Annotated in this window: 24 protein-coding genes; 10 read left to right on the top strand and 14 right to left on the bottom strand. The window is 60.4% G+C overall.

Going from position 1 to position 24,508, the window contains the following annotated elements:
- Positions 1–256: 256 nt before the first annotated feature.
- Both EYB53_RS15910 and EYB53_RS15915 read right to left on the bottom strand, forming a co-directional pair.
- Positions 257–484, bottom strand: coding sequence for a hypothetical protein (locus tag EYB53_RS15910; RefSeq protein ID WP_097650336.1), 228 nt, complete (start codon positions 482–484; stop codon positions 257–259).
- Between the two features lie 110 nt (positions 485–594).
- The gene (locus EYB53_RS15915; protein ID WP_135479418.1) at positions 595–1,374 is read right to left on the bottom strand and encodes a hypothetical protein; all 780 of its coding nucleotides are present in this window, start codon (positions 1,372–1,374) and stop codon (positions 595–597) included.
- A 705-nt stretch (positions 1,375–2,079) separates the two neighbouring features.
- Between EYB53_RS15915 and EYB53_RS26070 the strand changes: the two genes are divergently transcribed.
- Positions 2,080–3,057 carry a phosphatase PAP2 family protein gene (locus tag EYB53_RS26070; RefSeq protein ID WP_135479419.1) on the top strand — a complete coding sequence of 326 codons (978 nt, stop codon included), beginning with the start codon at positions 2,080–2,082 and terminating at the stop codon, positions 3,055–3,057.
- Between the two features lie 484 nt (positions 3,058–3,541).
- Here EYB53_RS26070 and EYB53_RS15925 read toward each other — a convergent pair whose 3' ends face one another.
- Together EYB53_RS15925 and EYB53_RS15930 are read right to left on the bottom strand one after the other, a co-directional pair.
- Positions 3,542–5,599, bottom strand: a complete 2,058-nt coding sequence (locus EYB53_RS15925) for a biotin/lipoyl-containing protein (protein WP_135479420.1) — start codon at positions 5,597–5,599, stop codon at positions 3,542–3,544.
- A gap of 8 nt (positions 5,600–5,607) precedes the next feature.
- Positions 5,608–7,062: an acetyl-CoA carboxylase biotin carboxylase subunit gene (locus tag EYB53_RS15930; protein WP_135479421.1), complete on the bottom strand. Its 1,455-nt coding sequence runs from the start codon at positions 7,060–7,062 to the stop codon at positions 5,608–5,610.
- A 163-nt stretch (positions 7,063–7,225) separates the two neighbouring features.
- Here EYB53_RS15930 and EYB53_RS15935 point away from each other — a divergent pair, with 163 nt between their 5' ends.
- The 5 genes from EYB53_RS15935 to EYB53_RS15955 all read left to right on the top strand — a co-directional run bounded on the left by EYB53_RS15935 (position 7,226) and on the right by EYB53_RS15955 (position 10,553).
- Complete coding sequence (locus EYB53_RS15935) at positions 7,226–8,470, top strand: ISAs1 family transposase (protein ID WP_135479422.1); 1,245 nt, start codon at positions 7,226–7,228, stop codon at positions 8,468–8,470.
- A gap of 632 nt (positions 8,471–9,102) precedes the next feature.
- The gene (locus tag EYB53_RS15940; RefSeq protein ID WP_135479424.1) at positions 9,103–9,537 is read left to right on the top strand and encodes an IS110 family transposase; all 435 of its coding nucleotides are present in this window, start codon (positions 9,103–9,105) and stop codon (positions 9,535–9,537) included.
- Complete coding sequence (locus EYB53_RS15945; protein ID WP_135479425.1) at positions 9,515–9,790, top strand: hypothetical protein; 276 nt, start codon at positions 9,515–9,517, stop codon at positions 9,788–9,790. The genes EYB53_RS15940 and EYB53_RS15945 overlap by 23 nt, the downstream gene beginning before the upstream one ends.
- Positions 9,791–9,844: 54 nt before the next feature.
- Complete coding sequence (locus tag EYB53_RS15950) at positions 9,845–10,159, top strand: hypothetical protein (protein ID WP_205712667.1); 315 nt, start codon at positions 9,845–9,847, stop codon at positions 10,157–10,159.
- Positions 10,116–10,553 (top strand): HsdM family class I SAM-dependent methyltransferase, encoded by a 438-nt coding sequence (locus EYB53_RS15955; RefSeq protein ID WP_371879122.1) that lies wholly within the window; start codon positions 10,116–10,118, stop codon positions 10,551–10,553. Before EYB53_RS15950 ends, EYB53_RS15955 begins: the two co-directional genes overlap by 44 nt.
- A gap of 10 nt (positions 10,554–10,563) precedes the next feature.
- On the opposite strand, the gene EYB53_RS15960 is transcribed toward EYB53_RS15955, so the two are convergent.
- From EYB53_RS15960 to EYB53_RS15975, 4 genes are all read right to left on the bottom strand, one after another.
- Entirely contained in the window at positions 10,564–10,854 is a 291-nt protein-coding gene (locus tag EYB53_RS15960) for a hypothetical protein (RefSeq protein ID WP_135479426.1), read from the bottom strand.
- A 282-nt stretch (positions 10,855–11,136) separates the two neighbouring features.
- Positions 11,137–12,618 carry an apolipoprotein N-acyltransferase gene (locus EYB53_RS15965; protein WP_135479427.1) on the bottom strand — a complete coding sequence of 494 codons (1,482 nt, stop codon included), beginning with the start codon at positions 12,616–12,618 and terminating at the stop codon, positions 11,137–11,139.
- Between the two features lie 35 nt (positions 12,619–12,653).
- Positions 12,654–13,160, bottom strand: coding sequence for a nitroreductase/quinone reductase family protein (locus tag EYB53_RS15970; protein WP_135479428.1), 507 nt, complete (start codon positions 13,158–13,160; stop codon positions 12,654–12,656).
- A 20-nt stretch (positions 13,161–13,180) separates the two neighbouring features.
- Entirely contained in the window at positions 13,181–13,324 is a 144-nt protein-coding gene (locus EYB53_RS15975) for a hypothetical protein (RefSeq protein WP_254151102.1), read from the bottom strand.
- A 233-nt stretch (positions 13,325–13,557) separates the two neighbouring features.
- Between EYB53_RS15975 and EYB53_RS15980 the strand changes: the two genes are divergently transcribed.
- A complete protein-coding gene (locus tag EYB53_RS15980) occupies positions 13,558–14,199 on the top strand; it encodes a SanA/YdcF family protein (protein ID WP_205712668.1) in 642 nt (213 codons plus the stop codon).
- Here EYB53_RS15980 and EYB53_RS15985 read toward each other — a convergent pair.
- On the bottom strand, positions 14,150–14,554 hold the full coding sequence (locus EYB53_RS15985) for a DinB family protein (protein ID WP_135479429.1): 405 nt from the start codon (positions 14,552–14,554) through the stop codon (positions 14,150–14,152). The two genes, EYB53_RS15980 and EYB53_RS15985, sit on opposite strands and share 50 nt — an antisense overlap.
- A gap of 864 nt (positions 14,555–15,418) precedes the next feature.
- Positions 15,419–16,189: a DUF6946 family protein gene (locus EYB53_RS15995; protein ID WP_135479430.1), complete on the bottom strand. Its 771-nt coding sequence runs from the start codon at positions 16,187–16,189 to the stop codon at positions 15,419–15,421.
- Between the two features lie 175 nt (positions 16,190–16,364).
- Here EYB53_RS15995 and EYB53_RS16000 point away from each other — a divergent pair, with 175 nt between their 5' ends.
- The gene (locus EYB53_RS16000; protein ID WP_135479431.1) at positions 16,365–17,636 is read left to right on the top strand and encodes an FG-GAP repeat domain-containing protein; all 1,272 of its coding nucleotides are present in this window, start codon (positions 16,365–16,367) and stop codon (positions 17,634–17,636) included.
- Between the two features lie 661 nt (positions 17,637–18,297).
- On the opposite strand, the gene EYB53_RS16005 is transcribed toward EYB53_RS16000, so the two are convergent.
- From EYB53_RS16005 to EYB53_RS16015, 3 genes are all read right to left on the bottom strand, one after another.
- Entirely contained in the window at positions 18,298–18,720 is a 423-nt protein-coding gene (locus EYB53_RS16005; RefSeq protein WP_097653723.1) for a universal stress protein, read from the bottom strand.
- A gap of 83 nt (positions 18,721–18,803) precedes the next feature.
- The gene (locus EYB53_RS16010; RefSeq protein WP_135479432.1) at positions 18,804–19,841 is read right to left on the bottom strand and encodes a hemolysin family protein; all 1,038 of its coding nucleotides are present in this window, start codon (positions 19,839–19,841) and stop codon (positions 18,804–18,806) included.
- A gap of 56 nt (positions 19,842–19,897) precedes the next feature.
- A complete protein-coding gene (locus tag EYB53_RS16015; RefSeq protein WP_135479433.1) occupies positions 19,898–20,359 on the bottom strand; it encodes a hypothetical protein in 462 nt (153 codons plus the stop codon).
- A 379-nt stretch (positions 20,360–20,738) separates the two neighbouring features.
- Here EYB53_RS16015 and EYB53_RS16020 point away from each other — a divergent pair, with 379 nt between their 5' ends.
- Positions 20,739–21,413, top strand: a complete 675-nt coding sequence (locus EYB53_RS16020; protein ID WP_135479434.1) for a response regulator transcription factor — start codon at positions 20,739–20,741, stop codon at positions 21,411–21,413.
- The gene (locus EYB53_RS16025; protein ID WP_135479435.1) at positions 21,410–22,828 is read left to right on the top strand and encodes a sensor histidine kinase; all 1,419 of its coding nucleotides are present in this window, start codon (positions 21,410–21,412) and stop codon (positions 22,826–22,828) included. Before EYB53_RS16020 ends, EYB53_RS16025 begins: the two co-directional genes overlap by 4 nt.
- A 209-nt stretch (positions 22,829–23,037) precedes the next feature.
- Here the strand turns inward: EYB53_RS16025 and EYB53_RS16030 are convergent, their stop codons facing one another.
- Positions 23,038–24,333 carry a hemolysin family protein gene (locus EYB53_RS16030; protein ID WP_135479436.1) on the bottom strand — a complete coding sequence of 432 codons (1,296 nt, stop codon included), beginning with the start codon at positions 24,331–24,333 and terminating at the stop codon, positions 23,038–23,040.
- Between the last annotated feature and the right edge of the window lie 175 nt (positions 24,334–24,508).

The raw sequence follows: 24,508 nt of genomic DNA on the forward strand, positions 1-24,508 counted from the left end.
GGGAACCGGCAAATCTAGTTGACACCAGGCGGCAAATCTAGTTGACATTTAACAAACGGGGGGGCCATGGGCTGCTGCGCCCCTACAGCGAACCAACCGCATCCGTGGTGCGGGGCCTTTACCCCGGCGATGGCGGGTGACGGGCCGGCGATCACGGCGATGGCGGGTGACGGGCCGACGAGTAGGGGCGCAGCAGCCCATGGCGCGTGCCGTAACCGCATCGCCCACCACATCGCTGCTGCGCCCTACAGCTTCGTTACGCAGCAAAATCAAAGACGGGCGCACGCAGCACCCTTTGAGGGGCCGGTCGTGACTGGACAATAGCCTGTAGGCGCACAACAGTTTCCGGCGCAAACAGACGTTCACCCGTTTCGACATTGACGCGTGCCGGAACGTGCTCAACGACAATAATTTCATCGCCAAGCTCAAGAATATACGTAACCTCTTGCGCCTCAAAATGCTCATTCCACGTATATGTGCTCATCGTGTACTCCTCCGTATGCGATGCTCTATCCATCAACGGATCCCTGCATCTGCGATGCGATGGGCCGTCTTTTGCGTTCTTTGCGTTCTTTTGCGGCCAAGAACGTGGTTTTAATCTTTTACCTGGCACGCGCTGTCAAACTGAACCCGAACATTCACGTCGCGGATGCGGAAATCATAGCCTTCATCGTCATATTCAATGGTCGCTACGGCATTGGCAGGCGCGCCGCGCTCTAGCGCCACCTGCCACAGGTCGGCAAAGGCGCAGGTGGGGGCGGGCAGGAAGGTAAACGTATCAGTGGCGGGGGCATCAATGTCGCGGGTCATGCCCTCATTGACGTAGGTGTAGGTCACGCTGCCGCCCGAACCGCGCGACGAAACGCGTCCCTGTTGACCGGGGCGATAGGCCTGAATCGTCACGCGCCGATACCATGTCCCCAAGCCTCCTGCGCCAATAGGCGGCGCATCCGCAGGTGGCGCTACTTCCAGTGCAAACTCGGCGTTGACTCTGGGCGAAGGCGTATAGCTAGCGGTCAAGTCCAGCGTGCCATCTGGGCGCACAAACTGGGCATCGAGGCTGATGAGTTGCGCGCCCTCACCTGCGAAGGCTTGCAGGGAGGCATACGCGGCGATGGGATCATAGTTGGCGGGGTCGCCTTGGACGGGGCGCGACTGAATAGTTTCATAGCCCGTCACCCGCGAGACGACCGACGTGAGGATATTCGGGGCAAACACGGCCAGCACCGCCGCGCCAAGCCCGATCAGCGTGGCAGCCGTGACGATGAGCATGATGAAGCTCATGATACAGCCCGTTCTGGGGCGCGCTCCACCGACATTCAACTGCACCACGACCGGTTCACCCGCCTGGTTTTTTGGGTTTTCTTGCGTCATAATGGCCCCCTAGCCATACGATCGAGCATGGTTTGATGCAGGTCATTATATGGAATCTGAAATACGAATGCCAGACCTCAGCACACGGAGGCAAGAATGCGTAGAGTGAACAATAGGACGATAACTCCTGCGCATCGACCCGGAGGCCGGTGCGCAGCAAGCGAACCTATGGTCGCAGCAGCGATGGGGAGGGGCCTGGGTTCAACAGGTGGGCTATGGACTGCTGCGCCCTTACAGCGAACAACCGCATCCGTGGCGGGGTGCCCCCACCCCGGCGATGTCGGGTAACGGCCCGGCGATCCCCTGGCCTCGGATGACGTCTCGGCAAGCGGAAGCGTCGGGGCGCAGCAGCCCATGCGCCTCCCTCAACCGCCCCGTCCATCACATCGCTGCTGCGCCCTGCCGTAGGTATGGAGCGATCCTCGGTGACGGGTGGATGGGTGGGGATGGTGGGGGCACGGCGACGCCGTGCCCCAACGGGGGCGCACGGTATCGGCGAAGGGGCCTCCCGGTCCGGGGATGGCGAGTATAGCATAGCGTACGCACGTGCTTGGTAAAGACATCCTAAAGTAACGTAGAAAACAAATCAGCGTTGCATAGTAAATCTACTCCCTTGCCCGCGTGGGAGGTGCATCTTTGGAATGCGTCCGAGAAGGCCGTGTATAATCGGTGTCACATAATGACCAGTCTCGAGAAGGAGCAATCATGGAAGCCATCTGGGAGTGGGGTAGCGCGCTGGTTTTAGCCCTCCAGCCGGACAGTGGTGCACTCGCGTTGTTCTGGCGGGCCTTGAGTGTTCTTGGTGATGAGGTCTTTTTTCTGTTGTTGATGCCATTGCTCTTCTGGTGTATCAACCCGATCCTGAGCATTCGCGTGGGCATGGTATTGTTGCTCAATACCACGGTCAACACGGCCTTCAAACTGGCTCTGGCGGGGCCGCGGCCCTTCTGGTACAGTGCGGAGGTACGGGCGCTGACCGCTGAGGGTTCGTTTGGCATTCCTTCGGGCCATGCGCAGAATACGGTTGGGGTGTGGGGGGCGCTCGCTACCGGCATTGCTCGCCCCTGGGCCTGGGCCGGGGTGGGGGTGTTGGCGATCCTGGTCGGCCTCTCGCGGATGGCCCTGGGGGTGCATTTTCCGAGCGATGTGCTGTTGGGTTGGCTGCTGGGAGGGTTGACGCTGGCGGCGTTTATGGCTTGGAGCGAGCCGATCTGGCAGCGGGTGAAGGATCAAGCCTTGAACGTGAAGCTCGCGCTGACCTTCCTGGCTTCGCTGGTGCTGGTCGCCGTGCCAACCCTGGTGCTGGCGCTGCTGGGTGAGCGCGATCTGCCTGCCATCTGGCTTGAGAATGCGGCCATGGCCTTACCCAACGATCCGATCCATCCCTGGTCACTCGAAACAGCGGTGACCGTCGGCGGTACCTGGTTTGGCTTTACCGCCGGGGCCTTGCTGCTCTGGACGCAGGGAGGACTGGACGTGCGCGGCCCCTGGTGGCAGCGGGGGCTCCGCTTTGTGCTGGGGATCATTGTCGTGATCGTGCTCTGGGCGGGCCTGGGCGCGCTCTTCCCTCGTGATGCGACCTTTGTGGCAGGGATGCTGCGCTATGTGCGCTATACCCTGATCGGCTTCTGGATCGCTTTTGGTGCCCCCCTGCTCTTTCGCCGCCTAGGCCTGGTGGCGTAGCAGGGCGATTGCATCTTCTTCCGTCGCCGTGAACGGCTCGGCTTCTGGCGAGCGAAGGCAGGGCGATTGCATCATACGAAACCGGATAAAAATAGGCTCTCTGTGGCAGCATGTGCATGCAACCAGTGGCGCACACGGCGGCGCCCGGCCCTGTAGGGGCACCCGCAAGGGGTGCCATAGGGCACCCGCAAGGGGTGCCATAGGGCACCCGCAAGGGGGGCCCCTACAGGGCCGGGCGCCGGGCTCGGTGTACGGGCACCCCTTGCGGGTGCCCTGGTGGGGTGCATGCACGGAAGATGCAATCGCCCTGCGAGCGAAGGCCACTTTCGTGGCCTGATCCAGCCGGCGAAGGCCGGCTTTGCCCTCCGTAGCCGAGGCGTTGACGCCGACGGTGGGGGCGGATGGGCGCGTTCTGACACTCTGACGGCCCTCACCAACGGAAGATGCAATTGCCCTAGGTGGCGTAGCAAGCGGTCGTGTGCGGTCAGACCGTCTTCTCGATCACCAGCAGCAGTTGTCCTTCCTGGACGATGTCGTTCAGCTTGACGCAGATCTCGGCGATGCGGCCATCGAAGGGGGCGAGGATGGCATTCTCCATCTTCATCGCCTCGAGGTTCGCTACCTCCTCGCCTTTGCGGATGATATCGCCGACCTGGATCGGGCCGCGCTTGGGGTTGCCGATCCGCCACACGCTGCCGTTGATCGGGGCACCGATGTCGCCGGTGGCTTTGGCGCGCCGGATCTCAACTTTCTTGGCGCGGGGCGTTGCGACGGGGTAGACGCGGGTCACATTGTTGACCTTCATCACGACATGGATCACGCCCTCGTGCTCGGCCCCGACCGACACCAGTTCAATGCAGCACGGTTTGCCGTCGAGTTCGAAGTTGACCTTTTGGCCGGTGCGCAGGAGCCCGTTGCGCCAGACATCGGTCGGCAGCACCAGGGGGGCCACGCCGTACTTTTCACGGAACTCGATGAAGCTGAGGGCATCTTTCGGGTGCATCAGATAGAGGACGAACTCCTCCTCGGTCGGTGTGCGCCCGATGGCCTCGGCTAGGCTCTGGCGGATCTTGGCGAGGTTATCGTCCGTGAGTGTCTCGAGGGGGGAGAGATCGGTGCGTCCCTTGATCTTCGTCTGCCACTCGTCACCGAAGGCGCTCTGGTAGACCCAGTCGGCTGGCCAGCCAACAGGCAGTCGCCCGTAGCTCCCCACCAGTAGGTTCTTGAAGTCGCCGGGCGCGTTGCGGAAGAGTTGTAGCAACTCATCGCGTTCGGCCTCACTCATCGCCGCGAGGTTTTGCCCCTGCTCCTCAACGAATGTGCTGAGCAAAGTGATGAGCCGCTTGACCCCGGCTTCGCCCTGCTCCTTCGCGTAGCGGTTGACGATCCCGCTGCAGGTAACCCAGGTGATCTGCGAGCCGGGGGTGACGTCAAAGTAGTGGACGATCTGGTTGTAGAGGCCCATCACGCGCAGCACTGCCGGCATGAGGTGCAGAAAGCCGCCCTTCTCGGCCTGCTCGAACGAACTGGGGAAGGCTCCGCCGGGCATGCGGTGCTTGGTCACGCCGTGGTCGTAGCCCTTGAAGGGCGACTCGGCCCACTCGTAGTGCCCGATCCACTCGCGCACCTTCTGGTTGGCCTGTTCGGCGACTGGCCGGTTGAGGTGGACATGGATGCCACCCTCCTCGAAGTAGGCCTGCACCCCGAGGATCGGCGGGTGGCCGTAGAAGCGCACCAGCGCGTCTTCTTGCACATCGACGATCTTGGCCCCGGCCTGAGCGGCGGCGAAGAGCGCGGGCAGGGCCAACCCGTCGGTGACATGGCGGTGGTAGTGGATCAGCAACTCGGGGTAGTGCTGCTTGATGGTCGTCACCAATTGCCCGATCCGCGCCGGGTTGCCGACGCCGGCCATGTCCTTGATACAGAGCATGATCTCATCGACACCGCCGCAGAGGGCGACGATCTCGCGCACGACACCCAGATAATACGCATCGGTAGCCCAGTCGGCGACCGTGAACGAGATCGCTGGCTCGAACAGACGCCCGCGCTTCATGACCGTCTCGGCGACGGTGCGCATGTTGCGCACATCGTTGAGGAAGGAGAAGCAACGCCAGACATCAATATCCACCTGCGAGACGGCGTACTCGATCACATTCTTTGGGTAGGGCCGGTAGCCCCACATATTCGTCTCGCGAATCAGGGTCTGAAGCAAGACATTTGGCATCAATTGCCGCAGCAGCCGGGTCTCCTCGAAGGGGCTCTCGCGGCGGTTCATGATCCCGACGTGCCAACGCGCCCCGCCATGGGTCTCGGCGCTAAACAGGCCCATCGTATTGAACAGCGGAGCCAGCGCCTTCAGGTCGAAGATGCGGTGGCGATTCTTGAAGTCCGACTGTCCCGCGTCGCGCATGCTCACCGAGGTGAGGCAGACGCCATCAAGGTCGCGCACGGCCTGAACAAGCTCGCGTGCCGTCATCCCCGGACGAACGAAGGTGTAATCCCCCTGGGCACCAGTGGGCTGGATCGTCGTGCTCGTCTCCATAATTCTCCTCACATCCAACTCTGCGAACCCAGGGCGGAGATCTCGGCCACGTACTGGGCGACCCGGAGCATCTCATCCTCGCTGGTGCGCTCGGAAAAGCCCGAGACGAGCTCTGGCAGGTGTTGCTCGATAAACTTAGTCGAGAAATCGCCAGACACGAACTTGGGGTGCCTGATGATGCTCAGCAGCAGCGGGGCGAGGGTCTTGACCCCTTCAATGCGCAGATCGCCGGTGAGGGCGCGATCCATCACGCGCAACGCATCGGCCCGGTCGGCCCCCGAGGCCATCAGGAGCATGAAGAGCGAGTCGTAGTACGGCGGGATATCCTCACCCTCGGTGGTACCGAGCAGCACGCGCACATTGGGGCCCAGGGGCGTGCGCAGGCGGGTAATCTTGCCGAACGACGGGCCGAAGGTTTTGGGATCCTCGGCGTTGAGGCGCACCTCGAGCGCCCAGCGGTTCGGGACGACATCGAGTTGTTTAATCGGCAGCGGCTTGCCCTCAGCGACATCGAGCATAATGCTGACGATATCCAGGCCAGTGATCAACTCGGTAATGCCGTGCTCGACCTGCAGACGGGTGTTGACCTCAAGGAAGTAGAAGCTCTGGGTTGCAGGCTCGAAGATGAACTCGACCGTGCCTGCCGAGGTGTAGCCGATGCGGCGCATCAGGCGCGCCGCCGTGACACAGATCTCCTGGCGAAGGTCATTCTCGAGGGTCGAGGGTGCCTCCTCAATAATCTTCTGATTGCGCCGCTGGAGCGTACACTCGCGCTCGAAGAGATGCACCACGTGGCGGTACTCATCGGCCACGATCTGCACCTCAATATGGCGGCCATGCTCGATATACTTCTCGACGAGCACAGCATCGTCGCCAAAGGACTTCTTGGCCTCAGAGCGGGCCTGGACGAGGGCCTGAGCGATCTGTTCCGGCTGATCGACCCTGACCATGCCCTTGCCGCCGCCGCCCGAGACCGCCTTGATAATGATCGGAAACGCGATCTCTTGCTCGCGCATCCAGGTGCTGATTTGCTCAGCGCTGGTCACATGCTCGATCCCCGGCACCGTCGGCACATTCGAGCGTCTGGCGATCTCCTTGGCCCGAATCTTATCGCCCATCAGCCGGATTACCTCGGGGGAAGGGCCGATCCAGATCAGGCCAGCATCGATCACCTGCTGGGCAAAGTCGGCATTCTCGGCGAGGAAGCCCCAACCGGGGTGGATCGCGTTCGAGCCGCTGCACAGCGCGGCCTCAATGATCCGGTTGGCGTTGAGATACGACACGATCGGCGGCGCATCGCCAATGTGGATGGCAGTGTCAGCCATGAAGACATGGTAAGCGAGGCGATCAGGCGTACTGTACACCGCAGTCGTGGGAATCTTGCGATCACGGCATGTGTGCATAATCCTCACCGCCGGGACGCCACGATTGGCTACCAACACTTTGCGGATAGTACGTTGCATAACGATAACCTTCTTCTGTCGCCTGAACTGCCGATAAAAAATTCGTGATAAGTATAGCAGAGCTACGCCGGATGTCAAGGCCGGGGTCTGCCGCGTGCAGGGCTTGAGCAAAGTCCGTACGTTCGGCTACAAAAGAACACCCGGTCTGTTCGTATGGAGCTATATGACAACCATGCTGACAAACGAGGTGTTCACCATGCATGATACCACCGAGCCCATGACGTTTGACCTGCCGACGGAGATCCCCTTTGCCTTTAGCCTGACCGCCCTGGCCGAACATCTTGCACCGCTGGTGGATCAGCGCAAGCGCCGGGGCAAGCGGTATCCACTCGTTCCCTTGCTGGTGATCGCCGTGCTCGCCAAACTTGCTGGCTATGCTCGTCTTGAAGACCTCAGCGATTGGGCGCGCCTGCGGGCGGCCGACCTGACCGCGCTCTTCGGGTTGTCGCGGCCCACCATGCCCCACCAGGCGACCTGGAGCCGTGTCTTTGCTCACGCGATCGACCTGAACGACTTCGAGGCGCGGCTGACCGACTTCTTCTTGGCCCAACGCCAATGTGCCGAGGTGCCGGAACGCGGGAGCATCGTGCTCGCCCTCGACGGCAAAACCCTGCGTGGCACCATTCCGGCTGGGCAGAACCGTGGGGTCCATCTGCTGGCGGCCTTTCTCCCCGCCGAGGGCATTGTGCTGGCCCAGGCCGAAGTTGAGCGGAAAGAAAATGAAATCGTGGTCGCCCCAACGCTCCTAGCCCGGTTGCCCTTAAACGGGGTCGTGGTCGTGGGCGATGCGCTCCACACGCAACGGGCCATCAGCATCAAGATTGTGGAAGCCAAGGGTGACTTTCTATGGTTTGTGGACCAGAACCAACCCACCGTGCTCAATGATATTAGCCAGTTGTTTGTCGAGCCCGAGGTGACCAAGGGTTGGAGCCTCCCGCCGACGGATTTCGAGACCGCGCGGAGCTGTGAGAGCGGCCACGGACGGGTTGAGGAGCGCATCATCACGGTGAGCAGTATGCTGCAAAACGACACCCCCTGGCCCTATCTGGCGCAGGTCTTCAAGCTTGAACGGCGCTGGTGGGACGCGAAGGGCGAGCACGACGAGGTGCGCTACGGGTTGACGAGCCTCCCGCGCCGGATTGCGGCTCCAACCGTCCTGCTGCAGATCACGCGTGCGGAGTGGGGCATTGAGAACGGGTTACACGACCGGCGCGATGTGACGCTCGAAGAAGACGCCTGTCAACTACGACGAGGACGGGCACCACAGACCAATGCCGCACTCAACAACCTGGTTATCAGCCTCGTGCTGTCCAGTGGCGCAACCAATTTGGCCGCAGTGCAGCACCAGTTTGCCTACGCGATCGACCGGGCCTTCGCCCGGACAGCCTTCGCCGCCGGTCGGCTCTGACTTTGCTCAAGCCCTGCTGCCGCGTGCGGGTCAGGGCGATTGCATCTTCCGTGTATGCACCCGCGAGGGCACCCGCGAGGGCACCCGCCAGGGCACCCGCCAGGGCACCCGCAAGGGGTGCCCCTACACCGGGGCCCGACCCCCGGCCCTGTAGGGGCACCCCTGGCGGGTGCCTCGTTGTTGCCGGGTGCCGCCGTTTGCGCCGCTGGTTGCACCCTATGTGCTAGACTACCCTTGGACACCATGCTCCCAAAAACCCGTTGTATGCAGGGCGGTGCGAGAGGATCGTTGTGATGACGACCCACCGCCCCGAACAGCCAGGTCCCGCCGCCGAAACGCTTGACACAGAAACCCCGGTATAGCCTCCGTCATCCTGGTCGTCCGCCCAACGCATCGCCATCCTTGACGAGGATGATGCCTATCCTCACGGTGCCCCCCGGCGGGGTGCGTTGCTTCGCCGCCACGGGCTGTCCACCTCCCATCTTTCGAAGTGGTGTGCCCAACGCAAGCGGGGCACGTTGACGACCCAGACGACCCTACCCGCAGGGCGGCCAGCCCTGCGACCAGGACAGTCCTTCCCGACGCGGCAGGGCTGGTCATCACCATTCCATCATTGTTTCAGGAGAGTTGCAATGTCTCGAGTCCCCGCGCCTACCAAGCCTGGTCGCATCGAAGGTATGCCCTGTGTCTTTCCCAACGCCGTGGGTCTCGATATCGGCGGCACCGAGATTTTGGCTGTGGTTGCGCCCGATCGCTGTGCTGAGCCCGTACGAGTTTTCGGTACGTTTCCTCCTGACCTCCACGCCCTGGTCGACTGGCTGGTCTCGCTGGGTATTGACACCGTGGCACGTGAGTCGACCGGGGTCGCCTGGGTGCCCATCGACGAATTGCTGGAGCAGCGGGGCATCACGCCCTATCTGGTCAACGGTCGCCACGTCACGATGGTGCCGGGGCGTAAGAGCGACTGGAACGACGCCCAGTGGCGACAGAAGCTCCATGCCCTTGGGCTGCTCCAGACCTCGTTCCGGCCTGACGTGGCGATCTGTGCCTTCCGCACCCTCGTTTGACGCCTACTTCAGGGCGATGCGGGCGCGCAAGGGGCCGCAGCAGGCCACCGCGGCGACAGCCCACAAGCTCGTGCGCACGGTCTATTCCATGCTGCTGCGCGGTGAGCCGTTCTGTGAGGAGACCACGGCCGCCTACGAGGAGCAGCCCAACGAGCATGAGCTCAAGCAACTTGCTCGGTGCGCACAGAAGTTCGGCTACCAGCTCGCCCTCGTGCCCGCTACGGACACACTTGCTCCCGTGGAAGCCCCATGACCGGAGGGATTTCTCAGGACAGCGGTGTTAGGTTCCGCATACCGCTGGAACCAGTTGGTCACCCAGGACGGCGACGCGCTGGAAGTCCAGTACCGCCATACGCTAGAGAACCTGGGTAGCGAACCGGGACTCATCGGCACCATCTTCAAAAAGGCCCAGAACAAGCTCACCGATCCGGCCAAGCTCAAGCGCATCGTCTCGCTGATTGCCAGCGAAGGCCCGTGGATCGGCATCGGCGTGGACGTAAAAGGCCAGATTTACGAGGGCCTACTGGAACGCCGCAGAGGTAAAGTCTGGCGCGGGCCAGTACTTTACCCCGCGTCCGGTGATCGAGGCGATCGTCGCATGCGTCCGTCCCAAAATCGGTGAGACCGTGTGCGACCCCGCGTGCGGCACCGGCGGCTTTCTGCTCGCCGCCTACGAATGTATGAAGAGCCAGTCCCACGACAAAGAGTTGCTGCGCAAGCTACGCAGCCACGCGCTGACTGGCGTAGACATCGTGGACGAAGTTGTGCGCCTCTGCGCAATGAACCTCTATCTGCATGGCATCGGCAACGGCGGCAGCCCCGTCCGCCAGGGTGACGCCCTAGCAAAGGCACCCGGTGTCAATTACGACCTCGACATCTTCTGGCTCAAGGACGACAGCCTCGAAGACATCGATGCCCTGCCCGCCCCCGACCTCATCGCCGCCGAAATCGTCGAAAACCTGGAAGCGGCGCTAGAACAGTTCCGCAGTGTCGCGGCAGAGCTAGAGAAGGGGTAAGGCTCGCTCACTACGTCCGCTTCCGGCGTCGGCGCGGCACGTTCAGATCCCGATCAAGAATGATGATCGACGGCTCGTCATCCACGTCCGGCTCCGGCTCGGGGCCGAGCGGCAAGGAGTTCATCATCCGCCCGAAGAAGAGGAATGCTTGACCTGCCGCGATCACCGCGACCAACAGAGCCATCTCGAGCCCCACCCCCGGCAGCATCCAGGTAAGCAGGAAAGCGAGACCAATGCTCAGGCCAAGCAGCAACGCCAGCACGATCATGAAGAGAACAAGCAAACCCAACAGCAATCCCATCGTACCCCTCACATTGCCTCGTGCAGCAGCACGTCAAGCAGTTCAACCATCCACTGAAGCCGGCACTCCCTTCGGCAGCAGAGCAGAAAACGTACGTTGTCGACATTGAATGTCACTGAAGTCACGTGCGAATTCTGACATAATAGCACATATTATAATCTGCGTAATCTGCGGACGATCGGGATGACTTTGCCGCAGCCCTGGTTCCAATGCGCCCTGGCCGCTGTGCTGCTTGGGCGGTCATCGGTCGTGATGGGCGTGATCTTGGCTGGACCGGCGTGCTCACCCTGGAAGCACGCGGAGACCAATCAGGATCACCACGATGCCTACGGTCAGCCAGCCAAACCAGTCGCCCCAGCGCGTGTACAAGGTACGCTCGTCGAGCACAAAGGTCGTTCCTGTGATTACCTGGCGCGTATCAATGCTACTCTGGGCGCTCATTCGCCCATAGGGGTCGATCACCTGGGCGATACCAGACACTGAGCCGAGCGCGAATGCCACCCGGTTCTCGACCGCTCGAAAAACGCTATCGGCAGCGTGGTACGGCGGGAACCATGGCGTGCCAAAGTCAGAGTCATCGGGCATCAATACGATCTGTGCCCCTTGCTGCGCTAGGCGGCGTGTGATGGTCGTGATGTGGCGATCCCAGCAGACCCCAAGCCCCACACGTCCGTAGGGCGTCGTGAAGACCTGATGGTTCGATGGCCCTGCCTGAAACCCTGCGGCCCGCTCACCATCCGTGATATTGACTTTGGCCTGACGCCCGATCTCGGTGCCGTCTGGCCCGATCAAGAGAGCGGTATCGTACTTGCCCGTCGGCGTCTGCCAGACCATGTCCACGACCAGGTAGGTTTGCAACTCACGGGCAAGGGTGGCGAGTTGCGGGCGAATCAGGGCATCATCAATCGCGGCGATCTCGTGTTCGGGCCAGACGACAAAGGCCGGGTCTGCGGCCCTGGCCGAACGGGTGAGGGCGGCATTGACCGCAAAGATCGCCTGGGACTGGGCAGGCGTACTGGCCTGGTACCCGGCTGCGTCCGCTTCACCGCTCGCCTGGATCACCGGGTCGGTGTTGGCGAGATCGACTGTTGCTACGACCGTAAAGCCATTGGGCGGCAGGGGGTCTATGGTCAGATAGCCCCAGCCGACGATGGCGCCCACAGCGGTCAGGGCGATGATTGGCTCGAGGGTGAACGTCTTGCGGCGAAGCAGCACACTCACGAGGTGCGCCAGGGCGACATTCGCCAGCATGAGCATGAAGGCCAGGCCAGGGAGTCCGGTCAGGGTGAGCACTTGCAGTGCGGGCGGGTTTTGCCACTGGCTATTGGCGAGCAACGCGAACCACCAGGCACCGGTGACTGGCGCGGCGTAGCGCAGGAACTCAGCGGCCGTCCAGGCGAGAGGGAGGGCGAGCATGCCAAGGAGTACACTGCTGGGCGCGTGTGCAGCAGCTTGGCCACGCAGCCAGACACCAAGTTGGATGAGCGCGGCGTAAAAGAAGCCGACGAGCACCATCAGCGCAAAGCCTGACGGACCAAGGACGAAGGGATACCAGCGGTGAGCGCTGATCGCCCAGATCAGACCAAAGGGGAGGGCGATACCGAAGGCGGCGCTGGCCGAGCGATCATCAAGAGCGATCAGCAAGGGCACCAGCGCCACCCAGGCAAGCCAACCCATATCGATGCCCGGCATCGTGAGCGCCAGCAGAGTGCCGCTGAGGGCGCTGAGGGCGAAGCAGGTGAGCAGTGATCGAGCCTTTGTCATTGGATTGATGCCTGATCAGGAAGCCATTGGTCGGCTTACAGCTTGTCTGGGGTCATCACCATAATAGGAATGCTTCGTGCGTGGATGCGCTGCTTGTACAGAGGATAGCCAAAATACGTGTTTGATGCATACTGCCAGAAGCGTGCATACTCCTCATCGACCGCTTCATGTGCCAGGTACGTACCCGTTTTGCCGGTGAGCGAACATGTGGCCCGCGGGTTAGCTTTGAGGTTGAAATACCATGCCGGATACTGCTTTTGGCCCCAGTTTGTCGCGATGATCGCAAAGTTGGCCGGATCGCGCTCGTCGCGGATGCAGAGCAGCGGAACCGTGCGCGGCAATCCGCTCTTGGCCCCCGTCGTGGTCACGCTAACGACGGGGAGGCCGGTAAACAAGCTGGTCATCGTCAGACGACCGCCCGACAACCGCAAGGCGATGCCGTCAACGAAATGAAGCGTGCGGGCATAATACCAGGATCCTGGTGACGAGGCCGCGATTTTCTGCATGATCAAACGAAAGGGAGCGTACTGCTTGGATGGCATCACTGGTCTCCTGAGTCTTCTTATGCCTTACCTTCATCCGCCAGGGCTATTGTACCATCTGGCCCAATAAGGATGACGACGAACTGAGGGTCGAGGGCCATCGCTAGCGTGGCGACGTACAGGCCGAGGGCGCGCGCCTGAAAGTCGAAGATCAAGGTACGCATCAGTCGATTGCTGGAGCAGGTTGGTCGACACGGACGACGGCCCACTGTGATGGGCAGGTCGCATCACGCGCAGCCGCTTCAGGCCACGCACACGACGACGACGCGCACAACGCGCAATGCGAAGGGCCGGGGGAAGAGAAAGCAGAGACGGATGTTGCGTTCAATGAGCGCAAGGCGACCGCAGCCTGCAACCTCTGGCGAGCCCTGAGCGTCTGAACCGATGTATGCCGATCATGTTCAAAAACCTGCGCCGCCTCATCGTTGTGGGCCTCGGGTTGAGCCTGCTTATTCCGCTCGTCGCCCTGAGCTACAGCCATCTCGCAACAGCCCCGTTCCGCGTCACCACGCCGACCGACGCACCCCCAACGCGGGTCGCGGTCGTCTTTGGGGCGGGCGTTCGCGGTGATCGCCCGACGCGCATCCTGGCCGAACGCATTGAGGGCGCGGTCAACCTCTACCACCTCGGGCGGGTGGAGAAGCTCCTCATGACGGGCGACAACAGCCACGCCACATATGACGAGGTGACCGTGATGGCCCGCTATGCTGCGAGTCTCGGCGTACCGATGCGCGACATCACCCTTGACTACGCGGGCTTCTCGACCTACGAGTCGTGCTATCGGCTCCAGCCGATCTTCGGGGTTGAGCAGGCCGTGCTCGTTAGCCAACGCTACCATATGCCCCGCGCCGTCTATACCTGTCGTGCCTTAGGGGTAGATGCCGTTGGCGTTGGCGTCCCGGATTGGGGCCGGTATGCACCGCCCGTGCTAGCTCAGTACACAGCGCGCGAAGCCTTGGCGACGGTGAAAGCCCTGCTTGATGTCCATGTCACACGGCCACGCCCAACCTTCCTCGGGCCATACGAAGGCATCGAGTAAGGCCCCGCTCAGGTGGATCATCACCATACCCTTGATTGATATGGTCTTCGCTCAATTCGTCTACGTACGCAAACCAGGCAGCTTGTTCGAGTTGCCAACGGTGCTTCAGCGCCGCCACATCGCCAAAATCGTCGGCCTGCAGGATCGCATCCCCGTCTTGAGCTTGCAATACCATGCGCCAGCCGTACTCGGTATCGAGCGTATGCACGAGCATACCGCGCACACTCCCCCAGCCAGAATCCGGGGTGTGTTCGCGGGTAAACTCGTCCGCTGAAATACGCTCGCATGCGGCAAGGATGCGGTTGTTTGCCCAAAAATTGAAGTGGATCAACGTAGCGATTTCGCTCTTGTTCATTGCCGGCCCTCCTTCTTGTTCGAGCCGCTCAACCGCGCCGCTGCGAATGACAATTTCAATCTGGACATCCCACTGGTCGGCATCAAACTGCTCGTACCATATCTATTTTAGTACAAATTTCTCCACTCCCATCAAGGTTTGGGTTGCCATTCGCTGTTGCAGCTTTGTTGCAGCTTTGTTGCATGCAACAAAGCTGCAACAGTGGGGTATGCTAGGTAGGAAATAGATAAGGCTCATAGCCAATGCTGGCGCTTGGATCTCCATGGCCATCGCCTGATTCTGACCAACGACTGGATCCGAACGAATCAACCTGACGAACCATCCCCAGGAAGATACAAGACCTGCTTGGTCGCCCGACGGGACGAGAATTGCCTTTAGCTCAAACAGGGGTGGCCCCAGACCATTTCATAGAGACATATATGTGATGAATGCGGATGGATCGGGCATAGGCGCCAACAAGATTGCTTTAGCGAATGCAATAGAGATCAGTTATACTGTGAATCGAATCCTTAATTGCTGTGTGTTTAATGTCAGGCCTCGCTTGTAGGGTAGAATGGCGGCTGAACGAACGAAGATACGGTGCTGGTTGTCAAGGGCCAATCTCACGAATTCGGTGGGGCGCCTTCGGCGACCGGAGACGACCTGCCCACACCAAGCCGAGCCTCTCGAAGGCTGCGGGCACCCCACTCCGGCTGTGCTACTGGGTGTGGACAGCTCGTCTCCGGTGTGGATGACCGAACAGGTCGCTCGTTGCAAAGCGACGGCGTCGGACTGAACAGACGCGCCGTCCTGTCGCTCGGGTCGAACGGACGTCGTTTGGTCACCACGGCAAAGGCCAGGTGCATCAGCAGGTGAACAAACCCTTCAGCGCAGCGTCCGGGAGGCTTTGCCGATGAAGAGATCCACCGGTGTCGTGATGAGCGGATGGCCTGGAACATGGAATGGGCCAACGAGGCTGCCTGGCGTCACGTTGGGCACCTTGCCACCGGAGAGTACGCTGACAAAGGCGTCCAGGTCAGCCGCATTGCGGGCATGCTTGGCATCGCTGGTTTTGGGCGTTATGAATTCATGCACCAGCAGGATCGCTCGGGCGTCGTTCCTTCGCTCTGCCTCGCACAGCGCTCCTGCACACGCGGTCAGCAGTTGGTAGCGGAGCACGCCAAAGCCAGGGTCTTCGTCGGCGCACGGTCCAAACAAGGCTTCTGCTAACTGTTTGACCCTGATGAGCCCTTTTGACCGCGGATTCTTATGCCCTTTTGCTTGTGCCGCACGGAGGGTTTGCGCAACCGTGGCCCCGTACGGTTCGTCCGCTTTGGCCTCAACCGTCATGAGATACGGCCCGAACGAATCCTCCAGAGAGACAACGAGATCCCCGTTGCTTGGTTCACCGGGGAATCGGTCGAAGCGGAGCTTCGCTTCCGGTTCGGCGTCCCACGCCAGCAGTGGCCCAAAGCGATCGTGGGTGGCAAGGAGGGCGGAAATTTCAGGCGGCACCTCCTCACCGCTTGCAAGCCAGGCACGGGCGACTTCTTGGGCACTGCGGCCCTCAACCCATTGACGTGCGTGCTTGGGGCCGGCATACTTCGCCCAATCTTCCAGTGAAGCGAGGATGCGGCCCGCCTTTTTGACCGGCATCGAGGTGCTCCTGCTGATACGCGGTGCGATCGTCGATCGCTGCCAAACGTCCATGGTATCCCAGAGGGGAATGATAGCACATGAGGCGAGAGGAAGGGTCTTCATACCGTACTCTGGTACCGCCGCTTCACGGTACAGCAACTGAAGCTACCTGTTTCGTATCGAAGAGGGTGCCATGAACCGGATAGTCCCGACCATTACGGAATCCGCGGATGAACTGAAGATCTTGCTGAAGGCTGAGGATGACGTCAAGGCGGCTATCTCCAACCGCCGCTATCGCTTGCTGTTCTTGTTGCCGCTCCTCGTATTGACCGGATGTATCGGGCTCTTTGAGCGCCCACCGCAGGTCAGACAGGTCGCGCTCGCCGATCTGAACGGCGACGGCGCACAGGATATCGTCGTGGCAAACGGTCGTTTTGGCGAGCCGTACACGTTCCCCAGTGAAATCCAGTATCAGATCTTGTACAACGACGGCGCCGGCAACTTCACCGCCAGCGCACGCCTGCCGGTCGAGATGAGCTTCGGTGCCCTGGCGCTTGGCGATGTTGATGGAGATCAGTTCATCGACGCCGTGTTTCTGCCCAACCCCACGATCATTGTGAATGATGGCGCAGGGACGTTGGCGCACCCGCATGCCGTCGAACATGAGGGCTGGATCAGCGGTGGAGTCGCCCTTGCCGATCTGAATGGGAATGGCCGCCTGGACATCTTTGTCGCCAACTGCTGCGGTGGGGTCAGCTTTCCTGCTGCCGGTGCCCCCGTCCGCTTGATCCCGGAGAACATGGTGTTCTTCAATGCTGGGAACGGCGCCTTCCACGACTCCGGTCAGCGCATGGGACACGCGGGGAGTACGGCGGTCGCCCTGGGCGATCTGAACGGCGACGGCAGCCCCGACGCCTTTGTCGCCAACGGGTTGACGTTCCTCCAGATTCACGGCGACCCCGTGTGGGAAACGCCCAACGAGGTCTGGTTCAACGACGGCGACGGCATGTTTACCGATAGCCTGCAAGCGTTAGGGCAGCGTGAGAGTTGGGCCGTGGCGCTCGGGGATGTCAACGGAAACGGATTCCTGGACGCCGTGGTCGGCAACGCCGGCCCCGATGAGATCTGGATCAATGATGGGCAGGGCTTCTTTACGTTGCTTGGCGAAGTGAACAATGGCCCAACCCGGCAGGTGTTCCTCGTCGATCTTGATGGCGACGACGTCCTGGATCTGGTGACGGCCGGCAACACCCGCGCACGCGTCTGGCGCAATGACGGCCAGGGGCAGTTGCGCGAAATTCGTTCGCGCATTCGGTACAGCGCCAATGACGCGGTAGGCGTGGGCGATATGGATGGTGATGGCCTGCCGGACATTGTGGTCGCGGATGTGCGCGGCTGCCAGGTCTGGTTTAATCAGGGCGATGGGCGTTTTCAGACCCGCCGCGGTGCCCGTTGTGGTCGCTAATGGGAGTCTGTTTGGCTATAACGAAAGGATTTTGATCTAGACAGCTCTTAGGCAGATCATTATCAATTTCCTTCTCGCGCACCGTAATCTCAGTGACCAGATCGCGACCAGCACGGCGGGTAAGCACGGCTTTGCGCCGCGATCGCACGACCTCAGCGCCATCGGCATCACGCAGATAGGTCGTATTGCCGCGCCGGTCATGGCCTACTCGCAGAATTGCAGATCTTGGCGAGCGCGCGTGGGCGTCAAACTCACCGACGAAGTTCGTCACCCGCGTGCAAGCCGCTTCGGTCGCCCCTCGCTTTACAGATGCTCGCCTTTAGGTGCGAAAGCCCAGCGCGTTCACGCCTGGGATGAAGCACCCTGCTTGAGCGGCTTTCGCTCATGTGTTGCACCAAGCACGTATCCATGGTACACTTGTTCGTCATGAGGTGTGCGCATCTCATGCACGTTTCCAACTGAGTTTTGGGCGTTCCGACGAAGAATCCATCGTCGGGTAAAAAGCTCATGGTCATGTGGCGCGCTGGTTCGGCGGAAGGGGCCAACCTGAGAGTCAGCACAGACAAGCGCATCGAAGAGGCCACACCCCACCCATGTTCTCTTCGGAGGACGAGACTGGGGCGGCAGTCTCTGAAGCCCAAGCGTTTACGCTTGGGAGCCGTCACTTCATCACCAGAACTGGACATGGAGCACGCTGCGTTAGGGCCAGACTCACACTGCCCAAGATCCGATCGCGCCACGGGTGCTCGCCGTGCGATCCGATCACAAGCAAGGTGGCGCCCCATTGCTCGATCTGTTCAAGGATGGCTTCGTCAGGACGGCCTTCAAGCACGGCCATTTCAACCTCGATGATCCCCATGCCACGCAGGCGCTCGCGTACCTGATCGACGCAGGCGGCGGCTTCCTGGCGTCTGGCTAACAAGGCATAATGGAGGTAGGGCTCGCTCATCGCAACTGGTGGGGCTGCGGCAACGTTCAACACCAGGACATGCGCGGCGTAACAATGCGCTAATGAGGCGACATAGTCGACTGCTCGCTCGCATACTGGCGAACCGTCGGTCGCGAAGGCGATACGTTCAAACATCGTGAACCTCCTCACAGGTCTGGGGCAATGCACACGATCAGATGCGGCGAAACGTGGGTTCCATCCAGGCAACCCTCACCGCATCAGGTCTCGGATGGTTGCTCAAAGCGGTTCTGATTCTTCCGGCGCGCCTCGGCTTGCAGGTCGGCGACCCGGTCGGTTTCGTCCACAATTTCGCCGGTGAGCACCTCAAGTACATCTTCAAGCGAGACCACGCCGGCAAGGCCGCCATACTCATCAATGACGACCGAGAGGTGCTGGCGCGTCTGGCGGAAGACTTCCAGCAGTTTGTCGGCCCGAATGCTGGCGGGCACAAAGTTTGCCGGGCGCATCAGCGCTGAGACGACCTGCTGTTCCTGCCCAGCTAACAACGCCGCGAGCAGTTCGCTTCGTAACGCGATGCCGCGCACTTCGTCAATGGAATCACCAATGACAACCAGCCGCGAATGTTCAGCATTCAGCATCGTTTCGCGTGCCTCAGCAAGCGTATCGTCGGCGAGGAGATAGGTGATACTGACCCGCGGGGTCATAATATGGCCGGCGACCGTATCGTTGAGACGGAAGACGCGCTCGATCATTTCCGACTCGTCACGCTCGATGACCCCTTCCTGCTGACCAATCCGCGCCAGCAGGCGAATTTCGGCTTCGTTCGTCGTGGGTGCCTGGTTCGTGCTGACAATCGGTGAAACGATGCGTTCGATGAGCCAGACAATCGGCGTAAAGAGGATCGTCAAGAACTGGACAGGCCTGGCCACGATTGGCGCGATCGTCGCGGCATAACGCTCGCCAAGCGTCTTTGGGATGATCTCACTAAAGATGATCACGGCGAGTGTGAGCGAGGTTGAAAAGACGCCAATCCACTGGCTGCCAAAGACTTCCGTCGCCAGGTTACCGATCAGCAGGCTCCCGCCGATATTCGCGACATTATTCAGCACCACAATCGTGCTGATCGGACGCGCCATGTTTTCGCGGATCTGCAACAGGGCCTTAGCTGAAGCCCCACCGCCTTCGGCGAGTTGGCGAACCCGCACCATGCTGACCGAGAAGAGCGCCGCTTCGGCTCCAGAACAAACGGCTGAGACACTCAGCGTCAGGAAGATGATGAAAAAGAGTAAACTCATATGGGTTGATACGTGCCGTAGCTCTACAAAAAGAAGGTCCTTCAAGCCAGTGTTACTTAGCGGCGATGCTCACCCTGGCGGTGGTGTCTCGCGCTCACATTGCGGAGCATCGGTCTGATCTGCGCACGCGTGCGTTGAATTTGCCGATACGCGAACTGTGCGGCATGCCCAAGCAGTCCAGGACGTTGGCCGAGGCGACGCAGGTTCAAGCGCAACAAGACCCAACTCCGGCGGATCAAATGATGCCGTCGCCCAACGAGCAGAACACCAAGGACGAAGAACGGGATGCCTGGCCCTGGTAAAATCATACCCAGGATCCCGATGATGATCAATAGCCAACCTACGATCTGGCGGAGCACCAACCAGGCCTGATAAAGGTTGAATCTGAACAGCCGATGGGTGAGAATAAGTACCATGGCAGCGAGCAAGCTGCTTAATACGACAAGGGTAGCATCAAAAAACGGATCCAAAAAAATACGCACTGTGTTGATCTCAGCCACCATCCAGCGACTCTGCATACTTCATATGATACCAACAAAAGCTTTCACCGTGATGAATACGACGTAACAAGAAGCTAACAGGGGGACATGCTATACTTGACTCCGATGCAACCGTAAGCCAAGGTTTCAGGGAGCTTTCCAGTTAGCGCTCATCGTCGTGTCGACTTCACTCGGCTGAACTGGAAGCCGACTGAAGTCGGCACTACCGTCGAGGGTAAAGCTGATCCGGCCCTTCTGAAACCATGTCTAAAAGCAATCTTTTTCAAAGAAGCGCACGCGAAGGCGCGAAGGCGCGAAGGGGTGAGAGCACCTACGCGAAAATCTTTGCGCCGTTGCGCCTTTGCGTCAAAATAGCTGCCTTCTTTGCAAGAGTAGTGGGTCTAAAAGGAGAAGGGTGATGACGACGATCCTGGTGGTTGACGACGACTTAAAGATTGCCCGCGTCGTAAGTCGAGGGTTACGCTTTGAAGGCTTCGCGGTTCATACGGCCGTCAATGGTCCAGAAGCCTTGCGCATCGCACGCGACGATCCGCCGGATTTGGTCATTCTTGACGTGATGCTGCCTGACATTGATGGCCTGGAAGTCTGTCGGCGGTTGCGACGCGGGACAAACACGCCTATCCTTATGCTCACAGCCCGTGATTCGGTGCCGGATCGGGTGGCAGGATTGAACAGTGGTGCCGATGATTACCTGGTCAAACCGTTTGACTTCGACGAACTGCTGGCCCGCGTCCGTGCGTTGCTGCGCCGCACTCAGCCTGCCTCGGGAGACCTGCTCGTCTTTGCTGACCTACGCCTGAATGGTGCGACCTACGAGGCCTTCCGGGGCGAGCGGCGGCTCGATTTGACGGCCCGAGAATTCGCTGTCCTGCACATTCTCATGCGCTCACCACGTCATGTCCTGACGCGTGAACAGATCATGGAGCGCGTCTGGGGCAACTATGACGTTGAAAGCAACGTGGTCGAAGTCTATATCGCACGCCTACGGGATAAGCTCGAGAGCAATCACGAGCCACGCCTCATTCACACCATGCGTGGGATTGGCTATAGCCTGCGCGAGGAAGCCCTATGAAGCGCCCTGCCTCGCTCCGCCTCCGGCTTACAATCCTGGTCACGGTGCTGACGGGAGCGGCCATTTGCTTGTTTGCCCTGATCTTCTACCTGATCTTGCAGGCCAACCTGCTTGCTGAGATTGATGTGCGGCTCCAGGAGCGGGCAGCGTTGGTGCGCGAGGAGTTGATTGCGGCCAAACTGTCGGGGGCGAGCACCAACCTGCCCAATCTGCCGCCTCTGGTCGAGTTCAGCGCCCCGGGCATCTACGTGGAACTGCGTGCGCCGTCTGGCGATCTGCTCGCCTCTTCACCGAATCTGGGCGCGGATCGCCTGCCAGAGGCGTTGCCGTTGCTCGCCACGGCCCTGGAAGGCCCCCAGGTCATTGAAACTGTCCAGGCCGGCGATCACGAAGATCTGCGGTTACTCGTTACCCGTGCGCCAGCCACGCTTGCACCGGATGCATTGCTGCTCGTCGCCGAGTCGCTCGAACCGATTGAACGTACGCTGGCGCAAGCGCGGATCCTGTTGCTGATCTGCGGCATCGGAGCGCTGCTGTTTGCTGCCAGCAGCGCTGCCGTCTTGACGGGCATCGCCCTCGCACCAATGGCGCGCCTGACCCGCACGGCGGCCTCGATTGCCGCGACTGGCGACTACCACGAGCGACTGCCTGATCCTGCGCGCCGCGATGAGGTGGGCCAGCTTGCGGCAACAATCAATGATCTTGTTACAACCGTCGAATCGACCCTGGAACAACAGCGTCGCCTCCTGGCTGACACGTCGCACGAACTGCGCTCACCCCTGACCGTGGTACTGGCGAACCTCGCTTTGTTGCGGCGTGACCTCGCACCCGCCGAACGCCAACTGTGTCTCGATGAGGCGAGCGATGAAGCGCAGCGCATGCGCCGCCTAGTCAACGATTTGCTGCTCCTTGCGCAGGCCGATGCCACGCAGGTGATTGCGCGTGCCTCGGTGTCGCTGGATATGCTCGTGGCCGAACTGACGACGACCAGTGTACGGCTGTTTGCGACCCACTGCTTTACCCCCGTCATCGCGCCCGGCCTCGTGATCGAGGGTGATCGCGAGCGTTTGACCCAGGCCTTGCGCAACCTGATCGAGAATGCTGTCCGCTATACGCCGCCTGGCACAGAGGTGACCGTACACTTGGAAGCGCTTGCCAACGATATGGCCGCCATCACCGTCATTGATAACGGCCCAGGCATTGCGCCCGAACATCTACCGCATCTATGGGATCGTTTCTATCGGGTCGAACAGACACGTTCGCGCACCACCGGTGGGATGGGCCTGGGCCTGGCGATTGTGAAGTACATTGTCGAAGCGCACGGCGGCAGCGTCGCGGTACAGAGCAGGGTGGGTCAGGGTTCCGCCTTTCGTATGCAGCTACCGCTTGCGATCGGGGCCTCGGCTAGCCATTAAGACCATTTCAAAGAAGCGCACGCGAAGGCGCGAAGAGGTACGCACCTTCGCGAAAACCTTTGTGCCTTTGCGCCTTTGCGCCTTTGCGCCTCTGCGTCAAAGAAGCGCACGCGAAGGCGCGAAGGCGCGAAGAGGTACGCACCTCCGCGAAAACCCTTGCGCCTTTGCGCCTTTGCGTCAAAGAAGCGCACGCGAAGGGGTGCGCACCTCTAGGTTTTGTTGGTCAGCAAGATGCGGTCAACGCGCCGTCCGTCCATATCGACGACCTCGAACCGCCAGCGATCCCAGTCCACATAATCGCCTGTAGTGGGAATATGGCCGAGCAACGTGATGACCAGGCCAGCGAGCGTATCATAACGATAGATCGCTTCGTCTGGCAGGTCTTCTACCTCCAGGAGTACTTTCAGATCATCAGTTGGGAGACGCCCATCAATGAGCCATGAACCATCCTCGCGGCGCACAATGAATTCGGGTTCAGGTTCATCAAATTCATCTTCAATGTTGCCCACAATCTCTTCGAGCACATCTTCCAGCGTGATCAGACCTTCCACCCCACCTTCTTCGCCAACGACAATCGCCATATGCCGCTGCTGTTTGCGAAACGTCGCCAGGAGTTGAGCGGCCAGACTATGTTCGGCGACATAGAGGGGCGGGCTGATGACGCTCTGCACCAGCGCATCGTTGCCTTCGCGGTGATAGAGCATCAGCAAATCACGGACATGGACAATGCCAATGATCTGGTCAGGCGTATCCTGATAGATCGGAAAGCGCGAGTAGCCCTCCTCCAGCACCTGATGCATGATCTGACCCAGGGTTGCCTCAGCCTCGATCATAACGATGTCGCGCCGCGGGGTCATAATCTGACGCACTTGCTGATCGCTAAACTCAAAAATACTCTCAATGAGTTGCTGCTCGTGCAACGTGACCTCGCCCCCAGACGTACCTTCACGAACCAGGGCCTGAATATCTTCTTCCGTCACCTGCGCCGGGAGGGTCTTATCGAGACCGAGGAGGCGCAGCACCAGTTGGGTAGAAAAGGCGAGCAAGCTGACTACCGGGCTACTCAGCCGGGCAATGAAGGTCATTGGGGTTGCAATCAGGATGGCATACTGCTCAGCCTTGAGCAACGCAAGCCGCTTGGGCACCAGTTCGCCAAAAACCAGGGTGAAGAAGGTTATCACCAGAACCACAATGCCAAACGCGAGTTGGGTCGCATACGGCCCAACCACAGGCAGGCTGCTTAGCGACGGCGACAGACGTGCGGCAATGCTGGCACCGCCAAACGCGCCGGTGAGAATACCAATCAGCGTAATGCCAACCTGGACGGCAGAGAGAAAGCGATTGGGATCGTCTTGTAACCGGAGGGCCGCCGTCGCACCGATACTTCCATCGGCAGCCTGCTGCTCCAACCGTCCCCGTTTTGCGCCCAGGATGGCCAATTCTGTGCCTGCAAAGATTCCATTGGCCAGAATCAATACCAGGATAATGATAATTTCAAAGGTCATACTGATCGTGCTACCTTCTGTGGTGTGATGCTGAGGGCATCTGGAGCGGAATGCCACCAGCATGTCGCTCGATACCCATCCAAGCCAAACGCAATGGCTGTGCTTATCTTATCAGAAGCGTGGCTTGGGCGCTATCAGACTGTTAGACGATGTAATATCTGGGGACTGACCAGTA

The sequence above is a fragment of the Candidatus Chloroploca mongolica genome, assembly GCF_004762035.2.
Taxonomy (GTDB): domain Bacteria; phylum Chloroflexota; class Chloroflexia; order Chloroflexales; family Chloroflexaceae; genus Chloroploca; species Chloroploca mongolica.